Origin of the sequence: Gordonia sp. OPL2 (genome assembly GCF_003797825.1) — a bacterium.
Taxonomy (GTDB): domain Bacteria; phylum Actinomycetota; class Actinomycetes; order Mycobacteriales; family Mycobacteriaceae; genus Gordonia.
In genome coordinates this window covers 61,509-83,352 of record NZ_RKME01000003.1, presented here as the reverse complement: position 1 = coordinate 83,352, position 21,844 = coordinate 61,509, and the positions used below count along the sequence as shown (strand labels likewise).

Sequence of the window (21,844 nt, the reverse complement as noted above, 5' to 3'; positions counted from 1 at the left end):
GGCCCGGCCGCTCGCGTAGATTTCGGCTATGACCTCAGCCGTCTTCCCCGGATCCTTCGACCCGTTCACCGTCGGCCACCGCTACATCGTCGAGCGTGCGGCCGCCCGATTCGACTCACTCGTGGTGACCGTCGTCGTCAACCCGAACAAGCACGGCCTGTTCGGTGTCGACGAGCGCATCGACCTCATCCGTGAGGATTGCGCCCATCTTCCCAACGTGCGGGTCGACCGCTGGACCGGACTGCTCGTCGACTACCTCCGCGCCGAGGGCATCGACACGATCGTCAAAGGCCTGCGCTCGGGAACCGACTTCGACTACGAGGTGCCGATGGCGCAGATGAACCGCGACCTCACCGACGTCGAGACAATGTTCCTGCTGACCGATCCGCGCTACGCGCACGTCTCGAGCTCCCTGGTCAAGGAGGTGGCCAAGCTCGGCGGCGACGTCGAACCGTTCTTGTCGGCCCACATCCACGAACGCGTGCTGGCACGGCTGGCGGGTGAGCGACAGGTCTGATCGCGCGCGACACGCCCCTGCCGCCTCACGAGTCACAGGCACACCATTCGGCACAATAGTCACAGTTGTTTCAGTGGCAGACCGAAGGCAAGCGCCGGATTGGGGTAGCTGTGTACCGGGTTTTTGAAGCGCTCGACGAACTCGCCGCGATCGTCGAGGAAGCGCGAAGCGTCCCGATGACCGCGGGCTGCGTCGTTCCGCGCGGTGATGTCCTCGAACTCCTCGACGACATCAAGGATTCGATCCCGGGCGAGCTCGACGACGCCCAGGACGTCCTCGATCAGCGTGATTCGTTGGTCGGCGATGCGCGCGAACACGCGGAGAACGTGATCACCAAGGCCGACTCGGAGTCGGAGGCCGTCATCGCCCACGCCCGTGCCGAGGCGGACCGCATCCTCTCCGACGCGAAGGCGCAGGCCGACCGGATGGTCGACGAGGCAGGCACCCACGGTCGCCAGCTCGTCGACGACGCGACCACCGAGGCGCATCGGCTCTCTACCAGCGCCGCGCGGGAATTCGAGGCGGTCACGGGACGTGCTCGCGCGGAGGCGCAGCGCACCATCGACTCCGCCAACAACACCTACGACAAGTCGGTGGCCGACGGCATCGCCGAACAGCAGCGGCTGGTGTCGGAGGCAGAGGTCGTCGCGGCCGCGAAGTCCGAGGCCGAACGGATCATCGATGCGGCCCACGCCGAAGCGGACCGGCTGCGTGGCGACTGCGACGTCTACGTCGACGAGAAGCTCGCCCAGTTCGAGGAGATCCTCACCGGCACACTGCGTTCGGTGAATCGTGGTCGCCATCAGCTGCGCACCGGCGCCGGGATGCACGACTATGTCGAGTACCCACGCAGCGTCGACGAGCCGCCCGCCCCCCGCGGCGCGGGTCACGGACGTGACCGTGCCGACGACCAGGGCTCACCGCTGGCCGTCTGATCCTGCGGAGCCGACCACGCAGCCGTCGAGCGGATCTCGTTCGAAGACCTCGCAGGTCGGGCGTATCGTGCAACTGTGGCTGATCAAGCAATGAGCCGGAGTGCCGCGGCGGGCGACAGGGGAACACCCGGTCGGCCCGCCCGCGCGACCTCCGACAAGACCGGCGCCGTCCGCGATCCGTTCGTCCTCGATGTCCGGTCCCTGGGCCGGCGTCCCGGGACCATGTCGGAGGTTCATCGCACGGTCGTCGCGCCCGACCGCATCGGTCTCGACATGATCGGCATCCCCGCGGGTTCCGACGTGGACCTCGACCTGCGTCTGGAGTCCGTGAGCGAGGGAGTCCTCGTGACGGGCACCGTGAGTGGCGAGACAGAAGGCCAGTGTTCGCGGTGTCTCGAACCGATCGACGGCACCGTGACCGTGTTCCTCACCGAACTCTTCGCCTATCCCGACAGCGCCACCGAGCAGACGACCGATGCCGAGGACGTCCATCGCGTCGTCGACGATCATCTCGATCTCGAACAGCCGATCATCGACGCGGTGGCCCTCGAGTTGCCGATGTCGCCACTGTGCTCGGAGGACTGCGAGGGGCTCTGTCCCGAATGCGGTGTCCGTCTGGCCGTGGCCGAACCCGGTCACGCACACGAGATCATCGATCCGCGGTGGGCCGCACTGCGCGACAAGTTCGGCGCGGCTCCCGAAGACGGGTCCTCCGGAGCGCCGGACAAGGGCGGTGACTGAACCGACGTGAAGGAGCAATCCGGCGTGACAGGGCCCGCGGCAGCGACGCAGCCGGCGGTCGACGAGACCGCCCCCGGCGCGACCCTCGGAGACGGCACGGAGGCCCGTCGGCCGCCGACGCCGGCGATGCCGGCCGCCGACGACCGGTTCCGGGATCTGCTGGACGCGTTGGCGGCCGAGCTGTCCGGCGAGCTGCTCACCCTGGCACTGACCCACCGGTCCTACGCGTACGAGAACGGCGGGCTGCCCACCAACGAGCGCTTGGAGTTCCTCGGGGACTCCGTGCTCGGTGTGATCATCACCGAACGTCTGTATCTGCGCTATCCCGACAAGTCCGAGGGTGAACTCGCCAAGATCCGCGCGAGTGTCGTCAACATGCACGCATTGGCCGCGGTCGCACGTGATCTCGGACCCGGCGGTCTCGGCAGGCACCTCTACCTCGGGCGAGGTGAGGAGCTGACCGGCGGTCGCGACAAGGACTCGATCCTCGCCGACGGCCTGGAATCCGTGTTCGGCGCACTGTATCTCGCTCACGGTCTGGATGAGTGCAAGCGCATCATCCTGGGGTTGTTCGACGAGATCATCGGGCACGCAGGACATCTCGGCGCCGGCCTCGACTGGAAGACCTCGTTGCAGGAACTCTCGGCCGAACGTGGGTTCGGTCCGCCGCACTATCAGATCACCTCGACCGGGCCGGACCACAACAAGGAGTTCACCGCGATCGCGGTGGTGGCCGGCGAGCATCTCGGCGAGGGCACGGGGCGTACCAAGAAGGAAGCCGAGCAGAAGGCGGCGGCGCTGGCCTGGCAGGCGCTCACCGACCGCGCGGCCGCGAACTGACGGCGATACCGACGTGCCCGAACTGCCCGAGGTGGAGACCGTGCGTCGCGGTCTCGCCGAACACATCGCCGCTCGACGCATCGTGGCGGTGGAGGTCCTGCATCCGCGCGCCACTCGCCGTCACCTCGGCGGGGGCGTCGATCTGGCCGGTCGCCTGATCGGGGTGCGGATCACCGATGTCCATCGTCGGGGCAAGTACCTCTGGATCGACCTCGACGACGGTACGTCGCCGTTCCCGCTCGTGGTGCACCTCGGAATGAGTGGTCAGATGCTCATCGCGCACGCGGGGGCGCCGGATCACGTCCACCTGCGCATCCGGGCGACCCTCGACGACGGCAACGAACTGCGGTTCGTCGACCAGCGGACCTTCGGTGGCTGGCACGTGGACGAATACGCCGACCAGGCGCAGCCCACGGCGGCGCGGCTGCCCGAATCGATCGCGCACATAGCCCCGGATCCGTTCGACCCCGAGTTCGACGCCGCACGGGTCATCTCCGTGATCCGGTCCCGGCACACCGAGATCAAGCGAGCACTCCTCGATCAGACCGTCGTCTCCGGCGTCGGCAACATCTATGCCGACGAAGCCTTGTGGCGCAGCAGGATTCACGGCGGACGACTGACCGACGGGCTGAGCCGGGCCAAGCTCGCCGAGCTGATCGCGGCCGTGACCGCGGTGATGGGGGAGGCGCTGTCGGTCGGCGGCACATCCTTCGACTCGTTGTATGTCAACGTCAACGGGCAGTCCGGCTACTTCGAGCGTTCGCTCAACGCGTATGGGCGGGCAGGGGAGCCGTGCCGCCGGTGCGGGGCGATCATGCGTCGCGAGCAGTTCATGAACCGCAGCTCGTACTATTGCCCGCGGTGCCAGCGGCGGGAACCGGCCCGGGCCCGGAAGCAATCCGGGCCCCGGGGCGTTGTGGCTGCTGCACCCGCCGACACCGCACTCCCACGAGAAGGATCGACACAGCGACCATGACGACCGAACAGCAGACCGTCGACCAGCAGGCAGCCGGTCCCCGACCGCACACCGAGCTCTGGGTGGAACGCACCGGCGTGCGGCGCTACACCGGACGCAGTTCCCGGGGTGCCGAGGTACTGGTCGGCTCCGAGGACGTCGAGGGCGTGTTCACCCCGGGCGAGCTCCTGAAGATCGCGCTGGCGGCCTGCACGGGCATGTCGTCGGATCGGCCGCTGGCCCGCAGGCTGGGCGACGACTACGACGCCACCGTGCGCGTCAGTGGCACCGCCGACCGCGAGAACGAGGTGTACCCGGTCCTCGAGGAGATCCTGGAGGTGGACCTCTCCGAACTCGACGAGGACGCGGCGGCGCGCCTGCTCGTCGTCGTCGAACGCGCGATCGACGCGGTCTGCACCGTCGGCCGGACCATCAAGGCCGGCGCCCGGGTCGATCTGTCGATCGAGACCGACTGATCATGTCCGGTGACACCGTCCGACTCACCGCGCACGTCCACGGTCGCGTGCAGGGGGTGGGATTCCGATGGTGGACCCGGTCCCGCGCGCTGGAGCTGGGGCTGGTCGGACACGCCGCGAACCTCGCCGACGGCCGGGTGCTGGTCGTCGCCGAGGGCTCCCGCGATGCGGCGCAGGCGTTGCTCGACGCCCTGCGCTCCGGCGAGACGCCCGGAACGGTCGACCTCGTCGTCGAGCGGTTCGACGAACCGCGCGGAGACCTCGCCGGATTCGTCGAGCGGTAGACCGGCCGAGCACACCGCCGGTGTCCGCGTGGGGCCCACGACGGGCCCGCGATGGTGAGTATTCTGTACCGTCGTGCACCTCAAAAGCCTCACCCTGAAGGGCTTCAAGTCGTTTGCGTCGTCGACGACGCTGCGATTCGAGCCCGGCATCACCTGCGTGGTGGGGCCCAACGGGTCGGGCAAGTCGAATGTCGTCGACGCCCTGACCTGGGTGATGGGGGAGCAGGGCGCCAAGGCGCTGCGCGGCGGGAAGATGGAGGACGTCATCTTCGCGGGTACGTCCGGGCGGTCACCGCTGGGCCGCGCGGAGGTCACCCTGACGATCGACAACTCCGACGGCGCACTGCCGATCGAGTACTCCGAGGTGTCGATCACCCGACGGATGTTCCGGGACGGCGCGGGCGAGTACGAGATCAACGGCAACTCGTGTCGTCTGATGGACGTCCAGGAGTTGCTCAGCGATTCCGGCATCGGCCGCGAGATGCACGTCATCGTCGGGCAGGGCCGGCTGTCGGCCATCCTCGAGTCGCGGCCGGAGGACCGGCGTGCGTTCATCGAGGAGGCCGCCGGAGTCCTCAAACACCGTAAACGCAAAGAGAAAGCGGTCCGCAAGCTCGACTCGATGCAGGCCAACCTCTCGCGGCTGAGCGATCTGACCGCCGAGCTCCGTCGACAGCTCAAACCGCTCGGCCGGCAGGCCGAGGTGGCGCGCCGCGCGCAGACCGTGCAGGCCGACCTCCGTGACGCGCGCCTGCGCCTGGCCGCCGACGACCTCGTCACCCGTCGAGCCGAGATGGCCGAGCACACGGCGGTCGAGGACGAGGTCCGCCGTCGTCAGGACGAGGTGACCGCGACCCTCGACGTCGTCACTGCCGAGCTCGCCGAGCACGAGCAGCGCCTCGCCGAGGTCGCGCCCGCCGCGGCCACCGCCGGTGCGACCTGGTTTCGCCTGTCGGCGCTCGCCGAACGGGTCGACGCCACCGCGCGCGTGGCCTCCGAACGCAGCCGCTACCTCTCCGAACCCACCGCCGCGCCGGGCGGACCCGATCCCGACGATCTGGAACGTCAGGCCGAGGACGCCGCGCTCACCGAGGCCGAACTCGACGGCGCGGTCGGCGCGGCAGCCGAGTATCTGGACGCCGCCCAAGGCGAGCTGGCGCGCTGCGAAGGTGCGGCCGCCGACGCCGAGCAGGCCCACATGGCCGCCGTACAGGCCGTCGCCGACCGGCGTGAAGGACTGGCCCGCCTCGAGGGGCAGGTCGACAACCTCCGGACCAAGAGCGAATCCGTCGATGCCGAGACCGGCCGGCTGACCTCGGCCATCGCGGCCGCCAACACGAGGGCCGAGGAGGCCCAGACGCGTCAGGATGCGATGGCCGCGACCCTGGGCGAGCTCGAGGCGGCCGAACAAGGGCTCGACGAGCACCACGAACGGTCGGTCACCGCACTCAACCAGGCGAACGAGCGGGTCGCCGCACTGCAATCGGGACAGCGGGAGACCGAGCAGCGGATCGCATCCCTCTCGGCGCGTATCGAGGCCCTCGAGGTCGGGCTCGAACGCAACGACGGTGGCGCCTGGTTGCAGGAGAACGCACCCGAGGGTCTGCTCGCCCCGATGTCGGATCTGATCACCGTCGACGACGGTTTCGAGACGGCGATCGCGGGCGCGCTGGGCCCGGCCGTCGACGCGATCGCCACCGTCGACGCCCTCGCCGCCGTCCGGGCACTTGACGCGCTCAAGTCCGGCGACGGTGGTCGCGCGGCCCTGATCCTCGGCGGACTGCCCGATGCACCACGCCAGGACGGCGGAGACCTGCCTCCCGGCGCGCGCTGGGCAGCGTCGGTGGTGACCTGTCCGTCGTCGGTCCGTGGGGCCGTGGACCTGATGCTCGCCGATATCGTGCTCGTCGACGACGCCGATCAGGGGCTCGAGATCGCCCAGCGCCTACGGGTCCGGACCGTCACCCGCGACGGCGACCGTATCGGGCCGGCGTCGATCGAGGGAGGGTCGTCCCGGCGGCCGTCGTCCCTGGAGGTGCAGTCCGCAATCGACACCGCCACTTCGGATCTCGCGGCAGCGAGGCGTCGCGCCGAGGAGATCGAGGCCGCGCTCGACGGCGCCGTCGCGGAGCAACAGGCGCGTCGCGAGTCGGCGGAGGAGGCGCTCGCCGCCCTGCACGAGTCCGACGCCACGGTCGGTGCGACCTACGAGCAGATGGCTCGGCTCGGACAGGAGATCCGGGCGGCCCGGAGCGAGAGCGATCGACTCACCCGGCAACGAGACTTCGTCGAGGGTGGGCGCTCGGAGTCCCTGGCCAAGCTGGCCGAGCTCGAGGAGCGTCTGCGCTACGCCCGCGACGAGTCCGACGCGGCGCCCGAGGAGGTCGGCGACGAGACATCGCGCGCGGCCACCGCTGAGGCGGTCGCCGCGGCACGGGCCACCGAGGTGGAGGCGCGGCTGGCACTGCGCACCGCCGAGGAGCGGCTCGCCTCGGTGCGTGGCAGGGCCGAGTCATTGCGCCGTGCCGCACAGCGTGAACGTGAGGCGCGGATCCGGGCGGAGAAACAGGACCGTGCGCGTCGTCGTGCGGCCGCTGTCGCGACGGCCGTGGCCGACGCCGCCGCCGAGGTGTCCGATCGCCTCGCGCTGTCGGTGCGGTCGGCACAGGCCGGACGCGACGAACTCGAACAGATCCGGGTGGAGCGCACCTCGGCGGTCGATGAGCTCAAGAGCCGGTCCGCGGACCTGACCGGGACGCTGAACTCGTTGCGCGACACCGTGCACCGGGACGAGGTCGCCCGCGCCCAGGCCGCCCTGCGCATCGAACAGCTCGAGGAGCAGATCCTCGAGTCGTTCGCGGTGGCGCCCGACGACCTCGTCGCCGAGTACGGGCCGGATGTGCCGATGCCGCCGTCGGCGCTGGAGATCGCCGAGTACGAGCAGGCCAAGGAGCGCGGAGAACAGGTCGTCGCACCCGCACCGATGCCCTTCGACCGGGCAGCCCAGGAGACCCGCGCGAAAAAGGCGCAGAAGGACCTGAACACCCTGGGCAAGGTCAATCCGCTCGCGCTCGAGGAGTTCGCGGCACTCGAGGAGCGCTACAACTTCCTCTCCGCCCAGTTGGAGGACGTGAAGGCGGCCCGACGCGACCTGCTGTCGGTCGTCGAGGAGGTCGACGCGCGCATCCTGCAGGTGTTCACCGAGGCCTACACCGACGTCGAGCGGGAGTTCGAGCAGGTGTTCCGCACGCTGTTCCCCGGCGGGGAGGGGCGGCTCGTGCTGACCGACCCGGCCGACATGCTGACCACGGGCATCGAGGTCGAGGCGCGACCACCGGGGAAGAAGGTCAAGAGGCTCTCGCTGCTCTCCGGCGGCGAGAAGTCGCTGACCGCGGTCGCCATGCTGGTGGCGATCTTCCGTGCGCGTCCGTCGCCGTTCTACGTGATGGACGAGGTCGAGGCCGCGCTCGACGACACCAACCTGCGCAGGCTGATCGCGTTGTTCGAGCAGTTGCGCGAACGATCGCAGCTCATCGTGATCACCCATCAGAAACCGACCATGCAGGTGGCCGATGCGCTGTACGGCGTGAGCATGCGCGGTGACGGGATCACCACGGTGATCTCGCAGCGTCTGCGGGGCGTCGACATCCCGGTCGCCAAGGCTGGTGCCGTCGCGTCGGACGACGCCGCGAGTTCCGGCGGCGGTACCGCTGAGGCCACCTGACCGCGACATGCGATGTCGCCGGGCAGAAATGAACACGGCGCGATCGTCGGCTCCGGCCGCCGCCATCGTGCCCGACAACCGACAGGGGCAACCTGAGTGAACACCCAACTGGTCATCGGCATCGTCGTCGCGGTGGTCGTGCTGATCGCACTGATCGTCGTCGGGATCGTGCTGTCGCGTCGTCGGCGGATCTCGCTGACCGACACGACCGCACAGAAGCCGGTGGACGGCACGACGCCGCAGGTGGACAAGTCCGGCGGGTACAAGGCGGGCTCCGGCTTCAGCTTCAGTCAGGGCGGGGCCGGAGGCGTCGGTCTGGCCGAACCACCGGAGCCGGTCGTCCGGCCCGGCACCAGCCATCCCGCGCCCGAACGCACCGAGGTCGACGGTCAGCCGGGCGTCGGCGACGACGCTTCCGTTCCGCGTGACTCCGCACAGCGGGGCATCAAGGATGTGGCACTGCCCGACACCGCACCGGACGAGACGGCGGCACCGGATGAGACGGCGACACTGCCCGACACCGCACCGGACGAGACGGCGGCACCGGACGAGACGGCGACAGACAACGCCGCGGTGACGGACACGGCGTCGGCGTCGGCGCCGACCGCGGGATCGCCCACCACGACCGAACCCGCCACGACCGAACCTGCCGCGCCCGAACCGGAGGAGGCGCCGCAGATCCCCGACACCCCGGCCGAGCTCGTCGAGTCCGGACCCGACACGGTCACCGAACCGGAGCCGCCGGTCTCCGAGACCGCACCGAGCGCGCCCCCGCGTGAGGAGATCGCACCCACGGCCGGACGCCTGAATCGGCTGCGTGGTCGTCTGTCCCGCTCGCAGGGTGCGATCGGCAAGAGCGTCCTCGGATTGTTGGGTGCCGGCGACCTGGACGAGGACAGCTGGGAGGAGATCGAGGACACGCTGCTGATGGCGGACCTCGGTACGGCATCGACGATGGCCGTCGTCGAGCGCCTGCGGTCGGAACTGGCCACGTCGAACGTGCGGACCGCCGACGAGGCGCGTGCACTGCTGCGTTCGGTGCTGATCGCCCAGGTCCGTCCGGAGATGGACCGGTCGGTGCGTGCCCTGCCACATGCGGGTGGACCGTCGGTGATCCTCGTCGTCGGCGTGAACGGCACCGGCAAGACCACCACCACCGGCAAACTCGCCCGCGTCCTGGTGGCCGACGGCCGCCGCGTCCTGCTCGGCGCCGCCGACACGTTCCGCGCCGCCGCTGCGGACCAGCTCCAGACCTGGGGTGAGCGGGTCGGTGCGGACATCGTGCGGGGCAAGGAGCAGGCGGATCCGGCGTCGGTGGCGTTCGACGCGGTGTCGAAGGGCATCGACACCGGCGTCGACGTGGTGATGATCGACACCGCGGGCCGGCTGCACACCAAGACCGGTCTGATGGACGAGCTGGGCAAGGTCAAGCGTGTCGTCGAGAAGAAGGCCCCGGTCGACGAGGTGCTGCTCGTCCTCGACGCCACGGTCGGCCAGAACGGGCTCACCCAGGCGAGGGTGTTCGCCGAGGTCGTCGACATCACCGGAGTGGTGCTGACGAAGCTCGACGGGACGGCCAAGGGTGGCATCGTGTTCCACGTCCAGGAGGAACTCGGCGTGCCGGTGAAGCTGGTCGGGCTCGGCGAGGGCGCCGACGACCTCGCACCCTTCGAGCCGGAGGCGTTCGTCGACGCCCTGCTGTAGCATCGACAACCTCCCTCAGGCGCGACCTGGCTCGTTACGCGGACGAAATATAAAACCGCCACGGGTTCACATGTCCGAAACGTCCGAGCACCACGGATGAAACCGAGTCCCGCCAGAGTCTTTGCAGGCGCCGAGAGGTCGGCGCACTCTAGGGAGGTTTCTACAGTGGTTTTGGCACTGCCAGAGGATGTTTTTGGCGAAGTCAACCCCGGTGACACGGCGTGGATGCTCGCCGCCGCGGGTTTGGTGTTGCTGATGACGCCCGGACTCGCCTTCTTCTACGGGGGTTTGGCGCGGGGTAAGTCCGTCCTGAACATGATGATGATGTCGTTCGGCTCGCTGGCCACGGTCAGCGTGGTCTACGTGTTGTGGGGATTCTCGATGTCGTTCTCCGATGGCATCACCGGCAATGGTGACATCGCGGGCATCTTCGCGAATCCGTTCGCGCTGTTCGGTTCCGACCAGCTGACGAACACGGCGGGTACCGAGGAGGCACCGACCTACGTCACGGCAGGGATGACCATCCCGGCCATCGTCTTCCTGGGCTTTCAGCTGACGTTCGCGGTCATCACGGTCGCCCTGATCAGCGGCGCGCTCGCCGAACGGGTCAAGTTCTCGACCTGGCTGGTGTTCACCGTCCTGTGGTCGACGATCGTCTACTTCCCGCTGTCGCACATGGTGTGGGGCGGACTGGTCGGTGGCGGCGGAATCATGGGCGGAGGCGAGGACGGCTTCGCCGCGTGGATGTTCGGCACCACTGACGGTGAGGCCAACGTCGCGCCCATCGACTTCGCCGGTGGCACCGTGGTGCACATCAACGCCGGTATGGCGGCGCTGGTGCTCGTGCTCATCATCGGCTCCCGTGCAGGCTTCGGCCGCACCGCCTACCGCCCGCACAACATTCCCTTCGTGATGCTGGGCGCTGCTCTCCTGTGGTTCGGCTGGTTCGGCTTCAACGCTGGTTCGGAACTCGCGGCCGATGCCACGGCCGGTCTGGTGTGGGTCAACACCACCGCCGCCACCGCCGCGGCGATCATCGGCTGGCTCGCGGTGGAGATCATCCGCGACAAGCATGCGACCAGCGTGGGTGCCGCCTCCGGTATCGTCGCCGGTCTCGTCGCCATCACCCCGGCCTGTGGCTCCCTGACCCCCGTGGGTTCGCTCATCCTGGGTGTCATCGCCGGCGCGCTGGCCGCGGTCGCGATCGGCCTGAAGAACAAGTTCGGCTACGACGATTCGCTCGACGTCGTCGGCGTGCACCTCGTCGCCGGCCTCTGGGGCACCATCGGTGTCGGCCTGCTGGCCAAGGATGTAGGCCTGTTCTGGGGCGGAGACTACAAGCAGGTCGTCGTGCAGATCGTCATCGCCGCCTTCGCCCTCGTGTTCACCGGTGTACTCACGGCGATCATCGCCCTGGTCCTCAAGCCGCTCGGCTGGAAGGTCAGTCAGGAAGACGAGCACAACGGTATCGATGAGGCAGAGCATGCCGAGACCGCATATGAACTGGCATGAAACCCTGCACTTTCGCTACTACGCTGATTCCTGTGGAGAGGGATAACTGATGAAGCTGATCACCGCAATCGTGAAACCGTTCACGCTTGAGGACGTCAAGGCCGGACTCGAACAGGCCGGAATCCTGGGTATGACCGTCAGTGAGGTCCAGGGTTACGGCCGGCAGAAGGGCCACACCGAGGTCTATCGCGGCGCCGAGTACTCCGTCGATTTCGTCCCCAAGGTCCGGGTCGAGGTCGTGGTCGACGACGCCGCGGTCGACAAGGTCGTCGACGTCATCGTCGAGGCTGCACGCACCGGCAAGATCGGTGACGGAAAGGTGTGGGTCTCGCCGGTCGAGTCGGTCGTTCGTGTCCGCACCGGTGAGCGGGGCGCCGACGCGCTCTGACCCGGCGCCCACCTTCGAATCCATCTCACGGCCCCGCGTCTGACGATTCAGGCGCGGGGCCGTGTCCTTCGCAAAGGGAGTACGAAACCCTCGTGGCAGCAACAGATCTCGCGGCGACGCGCCGACAGCTCTTGGAGTCGGGCAAGAGTGGGAAACTCGACGCGGCCGGTCTCCGGCAGGTGCTCGTCGATCTCCACGAGTTCTGGCTCACGAGCAAGGGCGCCGAACTCGGAATCCGCTCCGACAGTGGATTCGCCATCGTCGCGGTCGGCGGACTCGGACGTGGCGAGCTGCTCCCGTTCTCGGATCTGGATCTGATCCTGCTCCACGACGACATCGCACCGGATCGTGTGTCGGAGGTCGCCGACGGGCTCTGGTATCCGTTGTGGGACGCCAACATCCCGCTGGATCACAGTGTGCGGACGGTTCCGCAGGCGTTGCAGGTGGCGTCCGAGGACGTCAGCGCGGCACTGGGGTTGCTCGAGGCCCGCCACATCGCAGGCGACGAGGATCTGTCGACCCTGCTCATCGGGGGAGTCCGTCAGCAGTGGCGCACCGGGATCCGGGATCGTTTCCCCGACGTCGTCGCCCACGCGCAGGATCGGTGGCGCCGTGCCGGTGACATCGCCCATCGTGCCGAGCCGGACCTGAAGAACGGCCGCGGCGGTCTGCGCGACGTCCAACTCCTCGGCGCCCTGGCGATGGCGCAACTCACCGACGGCATGGCGAGCCTGCGTCCCGATTCACCCGGTGCCGGACCGCAGGTGGCCTACGGGCGACTGCTCGACATCCGCACCGAGCTGCACCGCATCGCCGGACGGCCCCGCGAGCAGGTCCGCGCGCAGGACGCCGACGAGATCGGCGCCGCGCTGCGCATCGGCGACCGTTTCGATCTCGCCCGGGTGATCAGTGATTCCGCGCGCACGGTCAGCTATTCCATCGACGTCGGACTGCGGACCGCGGGCAACGCGCTGCCGCGGCGCGGTCTCGCGAAGCTGCGCCGTTCGCCCATCCGGCGTCCGCTCGACGAGGGTGTCGTCGAGCACAACGGTGAGATCGTGTTGGCACGCAACGCCATCCCGAGCAAGGACCCGGGGCTGATCCTGCGCGTGGCCTCCGCGTCGGCACGGACCGGACTGCCGATCAGCGCGTCGACCCTGAGCCGTCTCGCCGACTATGCACCCGAACTCCGCGAGCCGTGGCCGTCCGAGGCGCTCAGCGATCTGCTGGTCCTGCTCGGTTCCGGGCATCACATGGTGGATCCGATCGAGGCCCTCGACCGCACCGGACTCTGGGGGCGGCTGCTGCCCGAATGGGGTGCGGTGCGCGACCTGCCGCCCCGCGACGCCATCCACACCTGGACCGTCGATCGCCATCTCGTGGAAACAGCCGCCCACGCAGGGTCGATGACCACCCGGGTGTCGCGCCCGGATCTCCTGGTACTCGGGGCGCTGATCCACGACCTGGGCAAGGGCCGGGGCGCCGACCACAGCATCGTCGGGGCCGAACTGGCCATCCAGATCGGTAACCGCTTCGGCTTGTGGCCGCAGGACGTCACGGTGTTGTCGGAGATGGTGCGTCACCACCTGTTGTTGCCGACCGTCGCGACGCGCCGCGACCTCGACGACCCGGCGACCGCCGAGATGGTCGCGGAGACGCTGGGTCACAACCGGGTACTCCTCGAGCTGCTCGCCACGCTGGCCGAGGCCGACTCGCTCGCCACCGGGCCGGGTGTCTGGGGAGAGTGGAAGGCGTCGCTGATCAGTGAGCTCGTGCGACGTGCGTTACGGCTGATCGACGGTGGTGACCTGGCGCGTCCCGAGCCGCTGGAACCCGAGCAGATCCGTCTCGCCGAGGCAGGGGGCTTCTCCGTCGAGATCGTGCCGGCGGACGGCCCGCACACCTACCGCGTGACGATGGTCGCGCCCGATCAGCCGGGCCTGCTGTCGAAGATGGCCGGCGTCCTGGGTCTCAACGGCCTGCGATCGCACTCGGCCACCGTCCAGTGCCACGCGTCGAGTGCGGTGAACACGTTCGTCGTGGTGCCGATGTTCGGCAGCCCGCCGGAGGCCGGCCTGATGCGCCAGCAGTTGATGGCGGCCGTCGAGGGCAAGGTCGACGTGCTCGCACGCCTCGACGCGCGGGAGGCCGACTCGCCGATCCCGACGATCGGCTCGATCATGGTGCCGCCGGGCGCGGCGGCCGGGACGGGAGCGTCGGCGGGCAGCACCGACCCCGCGGTCGACGGCGCGGGTCACCCGAAGACGGCGGTTCCGGCGCTCTTCGCGGTCGCACCGCCGCGGATCCTGTGGGTGGACCCGGTCACCGGGATCGACGCCGGTACGGGAGCGGATGCGTCGGATGAACCGTCCGCCGAGGTCCTGATGGAACTGCGCACCGACGACCGGATCGGACTCCTGAGTCGTGTCAGTGCAGTGATCGAGCGCCACCACGCGCAGGTCCGATGGGCGAAGGTCGCGACCCTCGGCAGCACCGTCGTCGACACGTTCTGTCTGCTCCTGCCCGACGACACCGCGGCGGCGCGCCGGGCACTCGCCGACGACGTACTCGCGGTGTGCCCGCCACCCCAGCCGCGGGCCGAGCCCGACGGCGACGGCCCGCAGGCTGCGGGGGGAACGGCACGATCCGGGGTGCCCATCAGCTGAGTGCCGCGCCGTGCCGCCGACGGGCGATTCTCGCGAGGGCACGGCGGGGACCGGCCACGAGCATGGAAGACTAGGGGAATGTTCGATTCGCTTTCCGATCGGTTGGCCGATGCGCTGAAGGACCTGCGGGGCAAGGGGCGGCTGTCCGACGCCGACATCGACCGCACCTGCCGGGAGATCCGGCTGGCGTTGCTCGAAGCCGACGTCTCGCTTCCCGTCGTCCGTGGCTTCATCGCCAAGGTGAAGGAGCGCGCCAAGGGCGCTGAGGTGTCCGGCGCGCTCAACCCGGCCCAGCAGGTCGTCAAGATCGTCAACGACGAACTGGTCGGCATCCTCGGCGGCGAGACCCGCCGGATCGGCTTCGCCAAGAAGCCACCGACGATCATCATGCTGGCCGGCCTGCAGGGCGCCGGTAAGACGACACTGGCCGGCAAGCTCGGCCACTGGCTGAAGAAGCAGGGTCACACCCCGCTGCTCGTGGCCTGTGACCTCCAGCGTCCGGGTGCGGTCTCCCAGCTGCAGATCGTCGGCGAGCGCGCCGACGTGAAGGTGTTTGCGCCGCACCCCGGCACCAGCATCGGCGGCGAGGGCGAACTCGGCGTCACCTCCGGGGACCCGGTCGAGGTCGCGCGCGCCGGTGTCGCCGAGGCGACTGCCGCGCACTACGACGTCGTCGTCATCGACACCGCGGGCCGACTCGGCATCGACGAGGAGCTGATGCGTCAGGCCTCCGACATCCGGGAGGCCACCGATCCCGACGAGGTGCTGTTCGTCGTCGACGCCATGATCGGTCAGGACGCGGTCACGACGGCCGAGGCGTTCCAGGAGGGCGTCGGGTTCACCGGCGTCGTGCTGACCAAACTCGACGGCGACGCCCGCGGCGGTGCCGCGCTGTCGGTCCGCGAGGTCACCGGCAGGCCGATCATGTTCGCGTCGTCGGGCGAGAAGCTCGACGACTTCGACGTCTTCCATCCCGACCGGATGGCGAGCCGCATCCTCGGCATGGGTGATGTGCTGTCGCTCATCGAGCAGGCCGAACAGCATTGGGACGCACAGCAGGCCGAGGCCGCGGCGGCGAAGATCACCCAGGGGGAGCTCACGCTCGAGGACTTCCTCGAGCAGATGCTGATGATCCGCAAGATGGGTCCCATCGGCAACATCCTCGGCATGCTGCCCGGCGCCGGTCAGATGAAGGACGCCCTGTCGCAGGTCGACGACAGCCAGCTCGACCGGGTGCAGGCGATCATCCGGGGCATGACCCCCGCCGAGCGCGAGAACCCGAAGATCATCAACGCCTCGCGACGCCTGCGCATCGCCAACGGTTCCGGTGTCACCGTCAGCGAGGTCAACCAGCTCGTCGATCGGTTCTTCGACGCACGCAAGATGATGTCGCAGATGTCCGGGCGCATGGGGATGGGTGGCGGCCGTAAGTCGAATCGCAAGAAGGGCAAGGGGAAGAAGGGCAAGAACCGGGGACCCACGCCGCCCAAGGCGCGTGGCGGATTCCCCGGTATGGGAATGCCCGGGATGCCCGGCGGGATGCCTGCGGGCTTCCCCGATCTCTCCAACATGCCGGCCGGGCTCGACGAGTTGCCGCCCGGACTCGAGGGTCTCGACGTCTCGCAGTTCCAGCAGCCCAAGAAGAAGAAGTAGTCCGACCGAGGACGACGCGACACGGGAGGCCCTGACCGCAGCATGCCCGAATCCGCCCAGATCGACACAGGTTCCACCACGGCGAGGCCGGACGGCGAGGTCCGCCATTACCGCGGTCGCGACCCGTTCACCGATGAGCGCATCGACCTCTGGGTCGTCGGCGACCGGATCACCCGGGAACCCGTGGCGTCGGCGCGGACGGTCGTCGACGCCGGCTGGATCATCCCCGGACTGGTGGACGCCCACAATCACGTCGGCATCGCACCCGGCCTGGGGGTGACGATCGATCGTGCCCGCAGGTATGCGATGGAGGACGCGCGCGCCGGAACGCTGCTCATCCGCGAGGTCGGCTCACCGCTGGACACCCACCCCCTCGACGACGATCCTGCGTGCCCGCGATTCATCCGCTCCGGCAAGCACATCGCCCGCCCCAAACGCTATCTGCGCGACTACGGCGTCGATCTGGAGAATCCGGACGAGCTGGCCGACGAGGTCCGGCGGCAGGCGCGCTCGGGCGACGGCTGGGTGAAGATCGTCGGGGACTGGATCGACCGCGAGGTCGGCGACCTCGCCCCACTGTGGACCCGAACCCAACTCGACGCGGCCGTGGCCGCAGCCCACGAGGAGGGTGCCCGGATCACCGCCCATGTCTTCGGCGCGGATGCACTGCCCGACCTCATCGGCGCCGGCGTCGACTGCATCGAGCACGGGACGGGGCTGTCGACCGACCTGTTGGATCAGATGGCCGAACGCTCGATCGGCTTGGTGCCCACGCTCATCCAGGTGGAGAACTTCCCGGGGATCGCCGATGGCGCCGACCGCTTCCCGCGCTATCAGGCCACCATGCGCGCGCTGTACGACAATGCGGGCGCGGTGTTCGCCGCCGCCCGTGAGGCCGGCGTGGCGATGTTCGCGGGAACCGACGCGGGCGGGTTCGTCGGACACGGTCGCATCGTCGACGAGATCGAGGCCATGGCCGCGATCGGGTACGGCGCACGGCGTGCGTTGCACGCTGCGACGGTCGCGCCGCGCACCTGGCTCGACGCCGGGGGACTGCTCGCCGAGGGAGACCGCGCCGATTTCATCGTCCTCGACGACGACCCGGGGCAGGACCTGACGACGCTGCGCCGGCCGCGCGAGATCGTTTGCTCCGGGCTAACGGTCTCCTGACCTGACCGTCGACAAAACCCCAGTTCACCATGCTCGGTGTGATCCATTCGTGTGACGCATTCCACGTCCGCTGCGCTGGTACCGCTAACTTACCGGCTGGTAAAGTAGCCGTCGCGTTGCAAGGGGTTCGCGGGCGTACGCACCCCGTCGGGATTCGCGTCGCAGCAGGTCAGGGGAGGGCCGCGCGACTGTGCGAGACACCGGCGGCGGAGTTCGCCCGATGTGCGCGACATGTGGTTACCTTCAGCGGGGTGGGTAACCACATGTCGAACCCGACCCCGGGCCGCCCACCGGAAATCGGGCGACTCCTGGCCTCCGGCCGGCCCTGCTCGGCGATTTCGCGCGGGCGGCCACGTCTGGCAGAATGACACGCTGGTTCGTCGGACCCGGTCACGTACCGACCGACGGTCACACCGATACAGATCGCAAAACCGGATCCGCCAGTCGGGCGGATCGCTGAATTGCGCAGTGACCACTCAAGGAAGAAGAAGACATGGCTGTCAAGATCAAGCTCACGCGGCTCGGCAAGATCCGCAACCCGCAGTACCGCATCGTCGTCGCCGATTCTCGGACCCGCCGCAACGGCCGGGTGATCGAGACCATCGGCAAGTACCACCCCAAGGAAGAGCCGAGCCTGATCGAGGTCGACTCCGACCGCGCGCAGTACTGGCTGGGTGTCGGCGCGCAGCCGACCGAGCCGGTCGCGGCGATCCTCAAGGTCACCGGTGACTGGCAGAAGTTCAAGGGTCTGCCGGGCGCCGAGGGCACCCTGAAGACCGCCGAGCCGAAGCCGTCCAAGCTCGACCTCTTCAACGCCGCTCTCGCCGCCGCCGACAGCGAGCCGGTCGCCGAGGCCGTCACCCCGAAGAAGAAGGCCGCCAAGAAGGCCGACGAGGCTCCGGCCGAGACCGCCGACGCCCCGGCCGCCGAGGGTGACAAGGCCGACGCGTGAGCGCTGTCGTCGCCGACGCGGTCGAGCATCTCGTCCGCGGCATCGTCGCCAACCCCGATGACGTCCGGGTCGAGATGATCACCGGGCGCCGTGGGCGGCTCGTCGAGGTCCACGTCAACCCGGAGGATCTCGGCAAGGTCATCGGTCGTAACGGCCGGACCGCGACCGCCCTGCGCACCCTCGTCTCCGGCATCGGAGGCCGGGGGATGCGGGTCGACATCGTCGACACCGACCGCTGAGCGACACCGACTCCGCGATGGATCTCGTGGTGGGCCGTGTGGCCAAATCGCACGGCGTGCGCGGCGAGGTCGTCGTCGAGATCCGCACCGACGAGCCGGAGCTGCGCTTCGCGCCGGGGGTTCCCCTCCGCGGGCGACTCCCACGCGGCGGCGGTGACAGGACATTCACGGTGACAGCCGCCCGGAATCATGCCGGGCGGCTGTTGCTGTCCCTGGACGGGGTCGCCGACCGGACCGCGGCCGACGCACTGCGCGGCACCCTCTTCCTGATCGACAGCTCCGAGGTCGACTCGGGACCGGATCCCGACGCGTTCTACGATCACGAACTCGAGGGTCTGCCGGTGTCCACGGTCGGCGGTGTCGAGGTCGGGATCGTGTCGTCGGTGCTGCACCTGCCGGCCAACGACGTGCTCGCGGTGCGAACCGCCGCGGGCGGCGAGGTCCTCATCCCGTTCGTCCGGGAGATCGTGCCGACCGTGACCGCCGAGCGGATCGAGATCGACCCGCCGGACGGCCTCCTCGACGAGGGCTGATCGTGCGAATCGACGTCGTCTCCATCTTCCCCGAGTACCTCGCACCGCTGCGGGTCGCGTTGCTGGGCAAGGCCATCGACGCCGGCACCATCACCGTCGACATCCACGACCTGCGGGACTGGACGCATGACGTCCACCGCAGCGTCGACGACTCACCCTACGGTGGCGGACCCGGCATGGTGATGAAGCCACAGGTGTGGGGGCCGTGCCTGGACGAGGTGTGCCCTGACGACGCGGTGCTCGTCGTACCGACACCTGCGGGACGTCGGTTCACCCAGGCGACCGCGCAGCGATGGAGCGCCGAACGACATCTGGTATTCGCCTGCGGCCGCTACGAGGGCATCGACCAGCGTGTGTTCGACGACGCCGCACGCCGCGTGCGGGTGGAAGAGGTCTCCCTCGGCGACTTCGTCCTGATCGGCGGCGAGGTCGCGACGATGGCCATGATCGAGGCGACCGTACGGTTGATCGACGGCGTGCTGGGCAATCCACGGTCGCACCAAGAGGATTCGTTCTCCGACGGCCTCCTCGAAGGCCCCTCCTACACGCGCCCGGTCACCTGGCGAGACCTCGACGTCCCGGCGGTGCTGCTCTCGGGCGATCACGCGAAGGTCGCCGCATGGCGCCGCGAGCAGTCCCTCGCACGAACGCGCGAACGGAGGCCCGACCTCCTGACGGGTTTCGCCGACGAGCGATCGACGGGCACCGACGGCGTGTCGGAGACGGACACCGCCCGATAGGATCGGCGCATCGGGAGGGGGACCCATGGCGGATCGATGGTCGGACATGCTCGACGAGGTGTCGCGGCAGCGGGCCGAGGTGGCGCGCGTGGGTGACGCGTTGCGCACGCTGACCGCGCACGCGGTGAGCCCGGACCGGCTGGTGTCGGTGACCGTGGACGCCCGGGGGCTGCTCGTCGATCTCGGCATCGATCAGCGAGCCATGCGCCGCCTGCGCGCCGACCAGCTGTCCGAGCAGATCACCGCCCTCGTCCGCGACGCCGACCGGCAGTTGGCCGACCGACGGAACCAGATCCTCACCGCGGCCGTCCAACCAGTACCGGACTATGCCGATGTCCGGATGCGTGGCGACGGGCAGACGGGGGCCGACGATGACTGAGACGAGCGAGAACAGCGGCGCTGCGGTCGCGCGGGCTCGGGAGGTGGCGGTCGATCCCGCCGCGGTCGCGGATCTCGATGAGATGTTGGCGTCGGCCGGTGCGCATCTGGGTCGCCTGATCTCTGACGCGGGGGCCGCGCTCGACGCAGTCGATGCGGCGATCGGGGTCGACCCCGCGGCGCAGGCGTTCCGCTCCGGGTTCTCGCTGCGCAGCGATGCGATCAGGACGTCCGCCGACACTGCACTGATCCACCTCGAGGAGCACCGCGCCCTGCTCCGACGCGGTGCACGTGTCGTCGGCGAGACGGATCACGATGTGGCGCTGCGACTCTCGGGCGGCGCGCGGTGACACCGGCCGAACAGTTGCCGACGCCGCCGGAGATCCGCGCTCTCGCGGAGGAGCTCGCCCCCGGTCGATGGCCCACCGCAGACGTCACCGCCCTGCGCGAATCCGCGACGCGATGCCGTGACATCGCGGCCCGCCTCGGTGCCGTCGCGGACACGATCGTCGCCGCCCATCGCACACACGATGTCTCCGGTGGAGCGGGTGCCTTCCACGACGCCACGGTGCACGCCGGTGCCCGGATCACCGCCGCGGACACGGATCTCGCCCACACCATCGGCAGGCTCGAGGCCGCCGCCGTGGCGGCCGAGGCCTACGCCGACGTAGCGGTCGAGGCGCACAACGAGATGACCGTCATCGCCTCGATCGCCGACCGCGAGCGACTGCGAGCCGATCTGCTGGCCAGCCTGGGCGACGGTTCCGCGCAGGTCGTCGCCGCCGGTGCCGGTCGCATGGCCCTGACCGCGGCAGGCGACGACTACACCGACCGGGCCGACGACGCCGGCCGACGAGACCACGACGATCAGCAGCCGACCCCCGCGGCGACCAGCGGGATGATGCCGTTCTCCGCTCTCGGCGGGCTCGCGGCAGCGGGTGCCGGAATGATCGCCGGTACCCGGGCCGCCGGCCACGGTGACTCCGACGCCGGTCTCGACGACGCCGACGCCGACTGGCTGCGTCGTCGCGCCGAGCAGTTGCAGGCGTCCCTGCCGTCGGCGGTGGCCGGGTTCGTCCGGATGGCGGTGGGCATCGGTCGGTGCGCCGACGGATCACGCGCCGTCGTCGTCGGGACCAGCGATCCGCACCCGTATGAACGGCCGGGCCTCGAACTCGGGGCAGGTGAGGTCCTGGCCGGCAACGGACGCGCCGCCGAGCTCGCCGTCCTCGATCACATGGCCCAGGTCGGGGCGCAGCCGCAGGCCGTCGCCGCGGCCACGCCGATGGCCCCTGACACCGTGGCGGCGCTGGGGGCGACGGGCGCGGAGGTGTTCGCGCCGGCCGACGCCGACCCCACGGCGCCCACATGGCTGCACGCCGACCCCGGTGACAACACGGCGTAGGTCGCCCGCCTGGCCGTCGGTGCCACTCGTCG

21 protein-coding genes are annotated in these 21,844 nt (G+C 69.4%); all 21 read left to right on the top strand.

Annotated features, from left to right (window positions below; genetic code table 11):
- Positions 1-28 precede the first annotated feature (28 nt).
- The 21 genes from coaD (at position 29) to EEB19_RS04790 (ending at position 21,812) form a co-directional block, all read left to right on the top strand.
- Entirely contained in the window at positions 29-517 is a 489-nt protein-coding gene (gene coaD, locus EEB19_RS04890; protein WP_187583741.1) for a pantetheine-phosphate adenylyltransferase, read from the top strand.
- Positions 518-627: 110 nt separating this feature from the next.
- Positions 628-1,452, top strand: a complete 825-nt coding sequence (locus tag EEB19_RS04885) for a DivIVA domain-containing protein (RefSeq protein ID WP_187583739.1) — start codon at positions 628-630, stop codon at positions 1,450-1,452.
- Positions 1,453-1,527: 75 nt separating this feature from the next.
- Entirely contained in the window at positions 1,528-2,193 is a 666-nt protein-coding gene (locus EEB19_RS04880) for a DUF177 domain-containing protein (protein ID WP_262365435.1), read from the top strand.
- Positions 2,194-2,319: 126 nt separating this feature from the next.
- On the top strand, positions 2,320-3,033 hold the full coding sequence (gene rnc / locus EEB19_RS04875; RefSeq protein WP_187584015.1) for a ribonuclease III: 714 nt from the start codon (positions 2,320-2,322) through the stop codon (positions 3,031-3,033).
- Between the two features lie 13 nt (positions 3,034-3,046).
- Positions 3,047-4,009 carry a bifunctional DNA-formamidopyrimidine glycosylase/DNA-(apurinic or apyrimidinic site) lyase gene (gene mutM / locus EEB19_RS04870; RefSeq protein ID WP_187583738.1) on the top strand — a complete coding sequence of 321 codons (963 nt, stop codon included), beginning with the start codon at positions 3,047-3,049 and terminating at the stop codon, positions 4,007-4,009.
- Complete coding sequence (locus tag EEB19_RS04865; protein ID WP_187583735.1) at positions 4,006-4,464, top strand: OsmC family protein; 459 nt, start codon at positions 4,006-4,008, stop codon at positions 4,462-4,464. The genes mutM and EEB19_RS04865 overlap by 4 nt, the downstream gene beginning before the upstream one ends.
- A 2-nt stretch (positions 4,465-4,466) precedes the next feature.
- The gene (locus EEB19_RS04860) at positions 4,467-4,748 is read left to right on the top strand and encodes an acylphosphatase (protein WP_187583733.1); all 282 of its coding nucleotides are present in this window, start codon (positions 4,467-4,469) and stop codon (positions 4,746-4,748) included.
- Positions 4,749-4,821: 73 nt separating this feature from the next.
- On the top strand, positions 4,822-8,472 hold the full coding sequence (gene smc / locus EEB19_RS04855) for a chromosome segregation protein SMC (protein WP_187583730.1): 3,651 nt from the start codon (positions 4,822-4,824) through the stop codon (positions 8,470-8,472).
- Between the two features lie 96 nt (positions 8,473-8,568).
- Positions 8,569-10,176, top strand: coding sequence for a signal recognition particle-docking protein FtsY (gene ftsY / locus EEB19_RS04850; RefSeq protein WP_187583728.1), 1,608 nt, complete (start codon positions 8,569-8,571; stop codon positions 10,174-10,176).
- A 165-nt stretch (positions 10,177-10,341) separates the two neighbouring features.
- Positions 10,342-11,688, top strand: a complete 1,347-nt coding sequence (locus EEB19_RS04845) for an ammonium transporter (RefSeq protein ID WP_187583726.1) — start codon at positions 10,342-10,344, stop codon at positions 11,686-11,688.
- A gap of 49 nt (positions 11,689-11,737) precedes the next feature.
- The gene (locus EEB19_RS04840) at positions 11,738-12,076 is read left to right on the top strand and encodes a P-II family nitrogen regulator (RefSeq protein ID WP_005176661.1); all 339 of its coding nucleotides are present in this window, start codon (positions 11,738-11,740) and stop codon (positions 12,074-12,076) included.
- Positions 12,073-14,742, top strand: a complete 2,670-nt coding sequence (locus EEB19_RS04835; protein ID WP_187584013.1) for a [protein-PII] uridylyltransferase — start codon at positions 12,073-12,075, stop codon at positions 14,740-14,742. Before EEB19_RS04840 ends, EEB19_RS04835 begins: the two co-directional genes overlap by 4 nt.
- Positions 14,743-14,820: 78 nt before the next feature.
- Positions 14,821-16,395: a signal recognition particle protein gene (ffh, locus tag EEB19_RS04830; RefSeq protein WP_187583723.1), complete on the top strand. Its 1,575-nt coding sequence runs from the start codon at positions 14,821-14,823 to the stop codon at positions 16,393-16,395.
- 42 nt (positions 16,396-16,437) lie between these two features.
- Positions 16,438-17,565, top strand: coding sequence for an amidohydrolase family protein (locus EEB19_RS04825; protein WP_187583721.1), 1,128 nt, complete (start codon positions 16,438-16,440; stop codon positions 17,563-17,565).
- Between the two features lie 493 nt (positions 17,566-18,058).
- Positions 18,059-18,517: a 30S ribosomal protein S16 gene (rpsP, locus tag EEB19_RS04820; RefSeq protein WP_187583719.1), complete on the top strand. Its 459-nt coding sequence runs from the start codon at positions 18,059-18,061 to the stop codon at positions 18,515-18,517.
- A complete protein-coding gene (locus tag EEB19_RS04815; RefSeq protein WP_160902639.1) occupies positions 18,514-18,756 on the top strand; it encodes an RNA-binding protein in 243 nt (80 codons plus the stop codon). Before rpsP ends, EEB19_RS04815 begins: the two co-directional genes overlap by 4 nt.
- 17 nt (positions 18,757-18,773) lie before the next feature.
- On the top strand, positions 18,774-19,289 hold the full coding sequence (rimM, locus tag EEB19_RS04810) for a ribosome maturation factor RimM (protein ID WP_187583717.1): 516 nt from the start codon (positions 18,774-18,776) through the stop codon (positions 19,287-19,289).
- Positions 19,290-19,291: 2 nt separating this feature from the next.
- Positions 19,292-20,029, top strand: coding sequence for a tRNA (guanosine(37)-N1)-methyltransferase TrmD (gene trmD / locus EEB19_RS04805; RefSeq protein WP_187583715.1), 738 nt, complete (start codon positions 19,292-19,294; stop codon positions 20,027-20,029).
- A 25-nt stretch (positions 20,030-20,054) separates the two neighbouring features.
- Positions 20,055-20,408 carry a YbaB/EbfC family nucleoid-associated protein gene (locus tag EEB19_RS04800; protein ID WP_187583713.1) on the top strand — a complete coding sequence of 118 codons (354 nt, stop codon included), beginning with the start codon at positions 20,055-20,057 and terminating at the stop codon, positions 20,406-20,408.
- Positions 20,401-20,757, top strand: coding sequence for a hypothetical protein (locus EEB19_RS04795; protein ID WP_187583711.1), 357 nt, complete (start codon positions 20,401-20,403; stop codon positions 20,755-20,757). The genes EEB19_RS04800 and EEB19_RS04795 overlap by 8 nt, the downstream gene beginning before the upstream one ends.
- Positions 20,754-21,812, top strand: a complete 1,059-nt coding sequence (locus EEB19_RS04790) for a hypothetical protein (protein WP_187583709.1) — start codon at positions 20,754-20,756, stop codon at positions 21,810-21,812. Before EEB19_RS04795 ends, EEB19_RS04790 begins: the two co-directional genes overlap by 4 nt.
- The last annotated feature ends 32 nt before the right edge of the window (positions 21,813-21,844 follow it).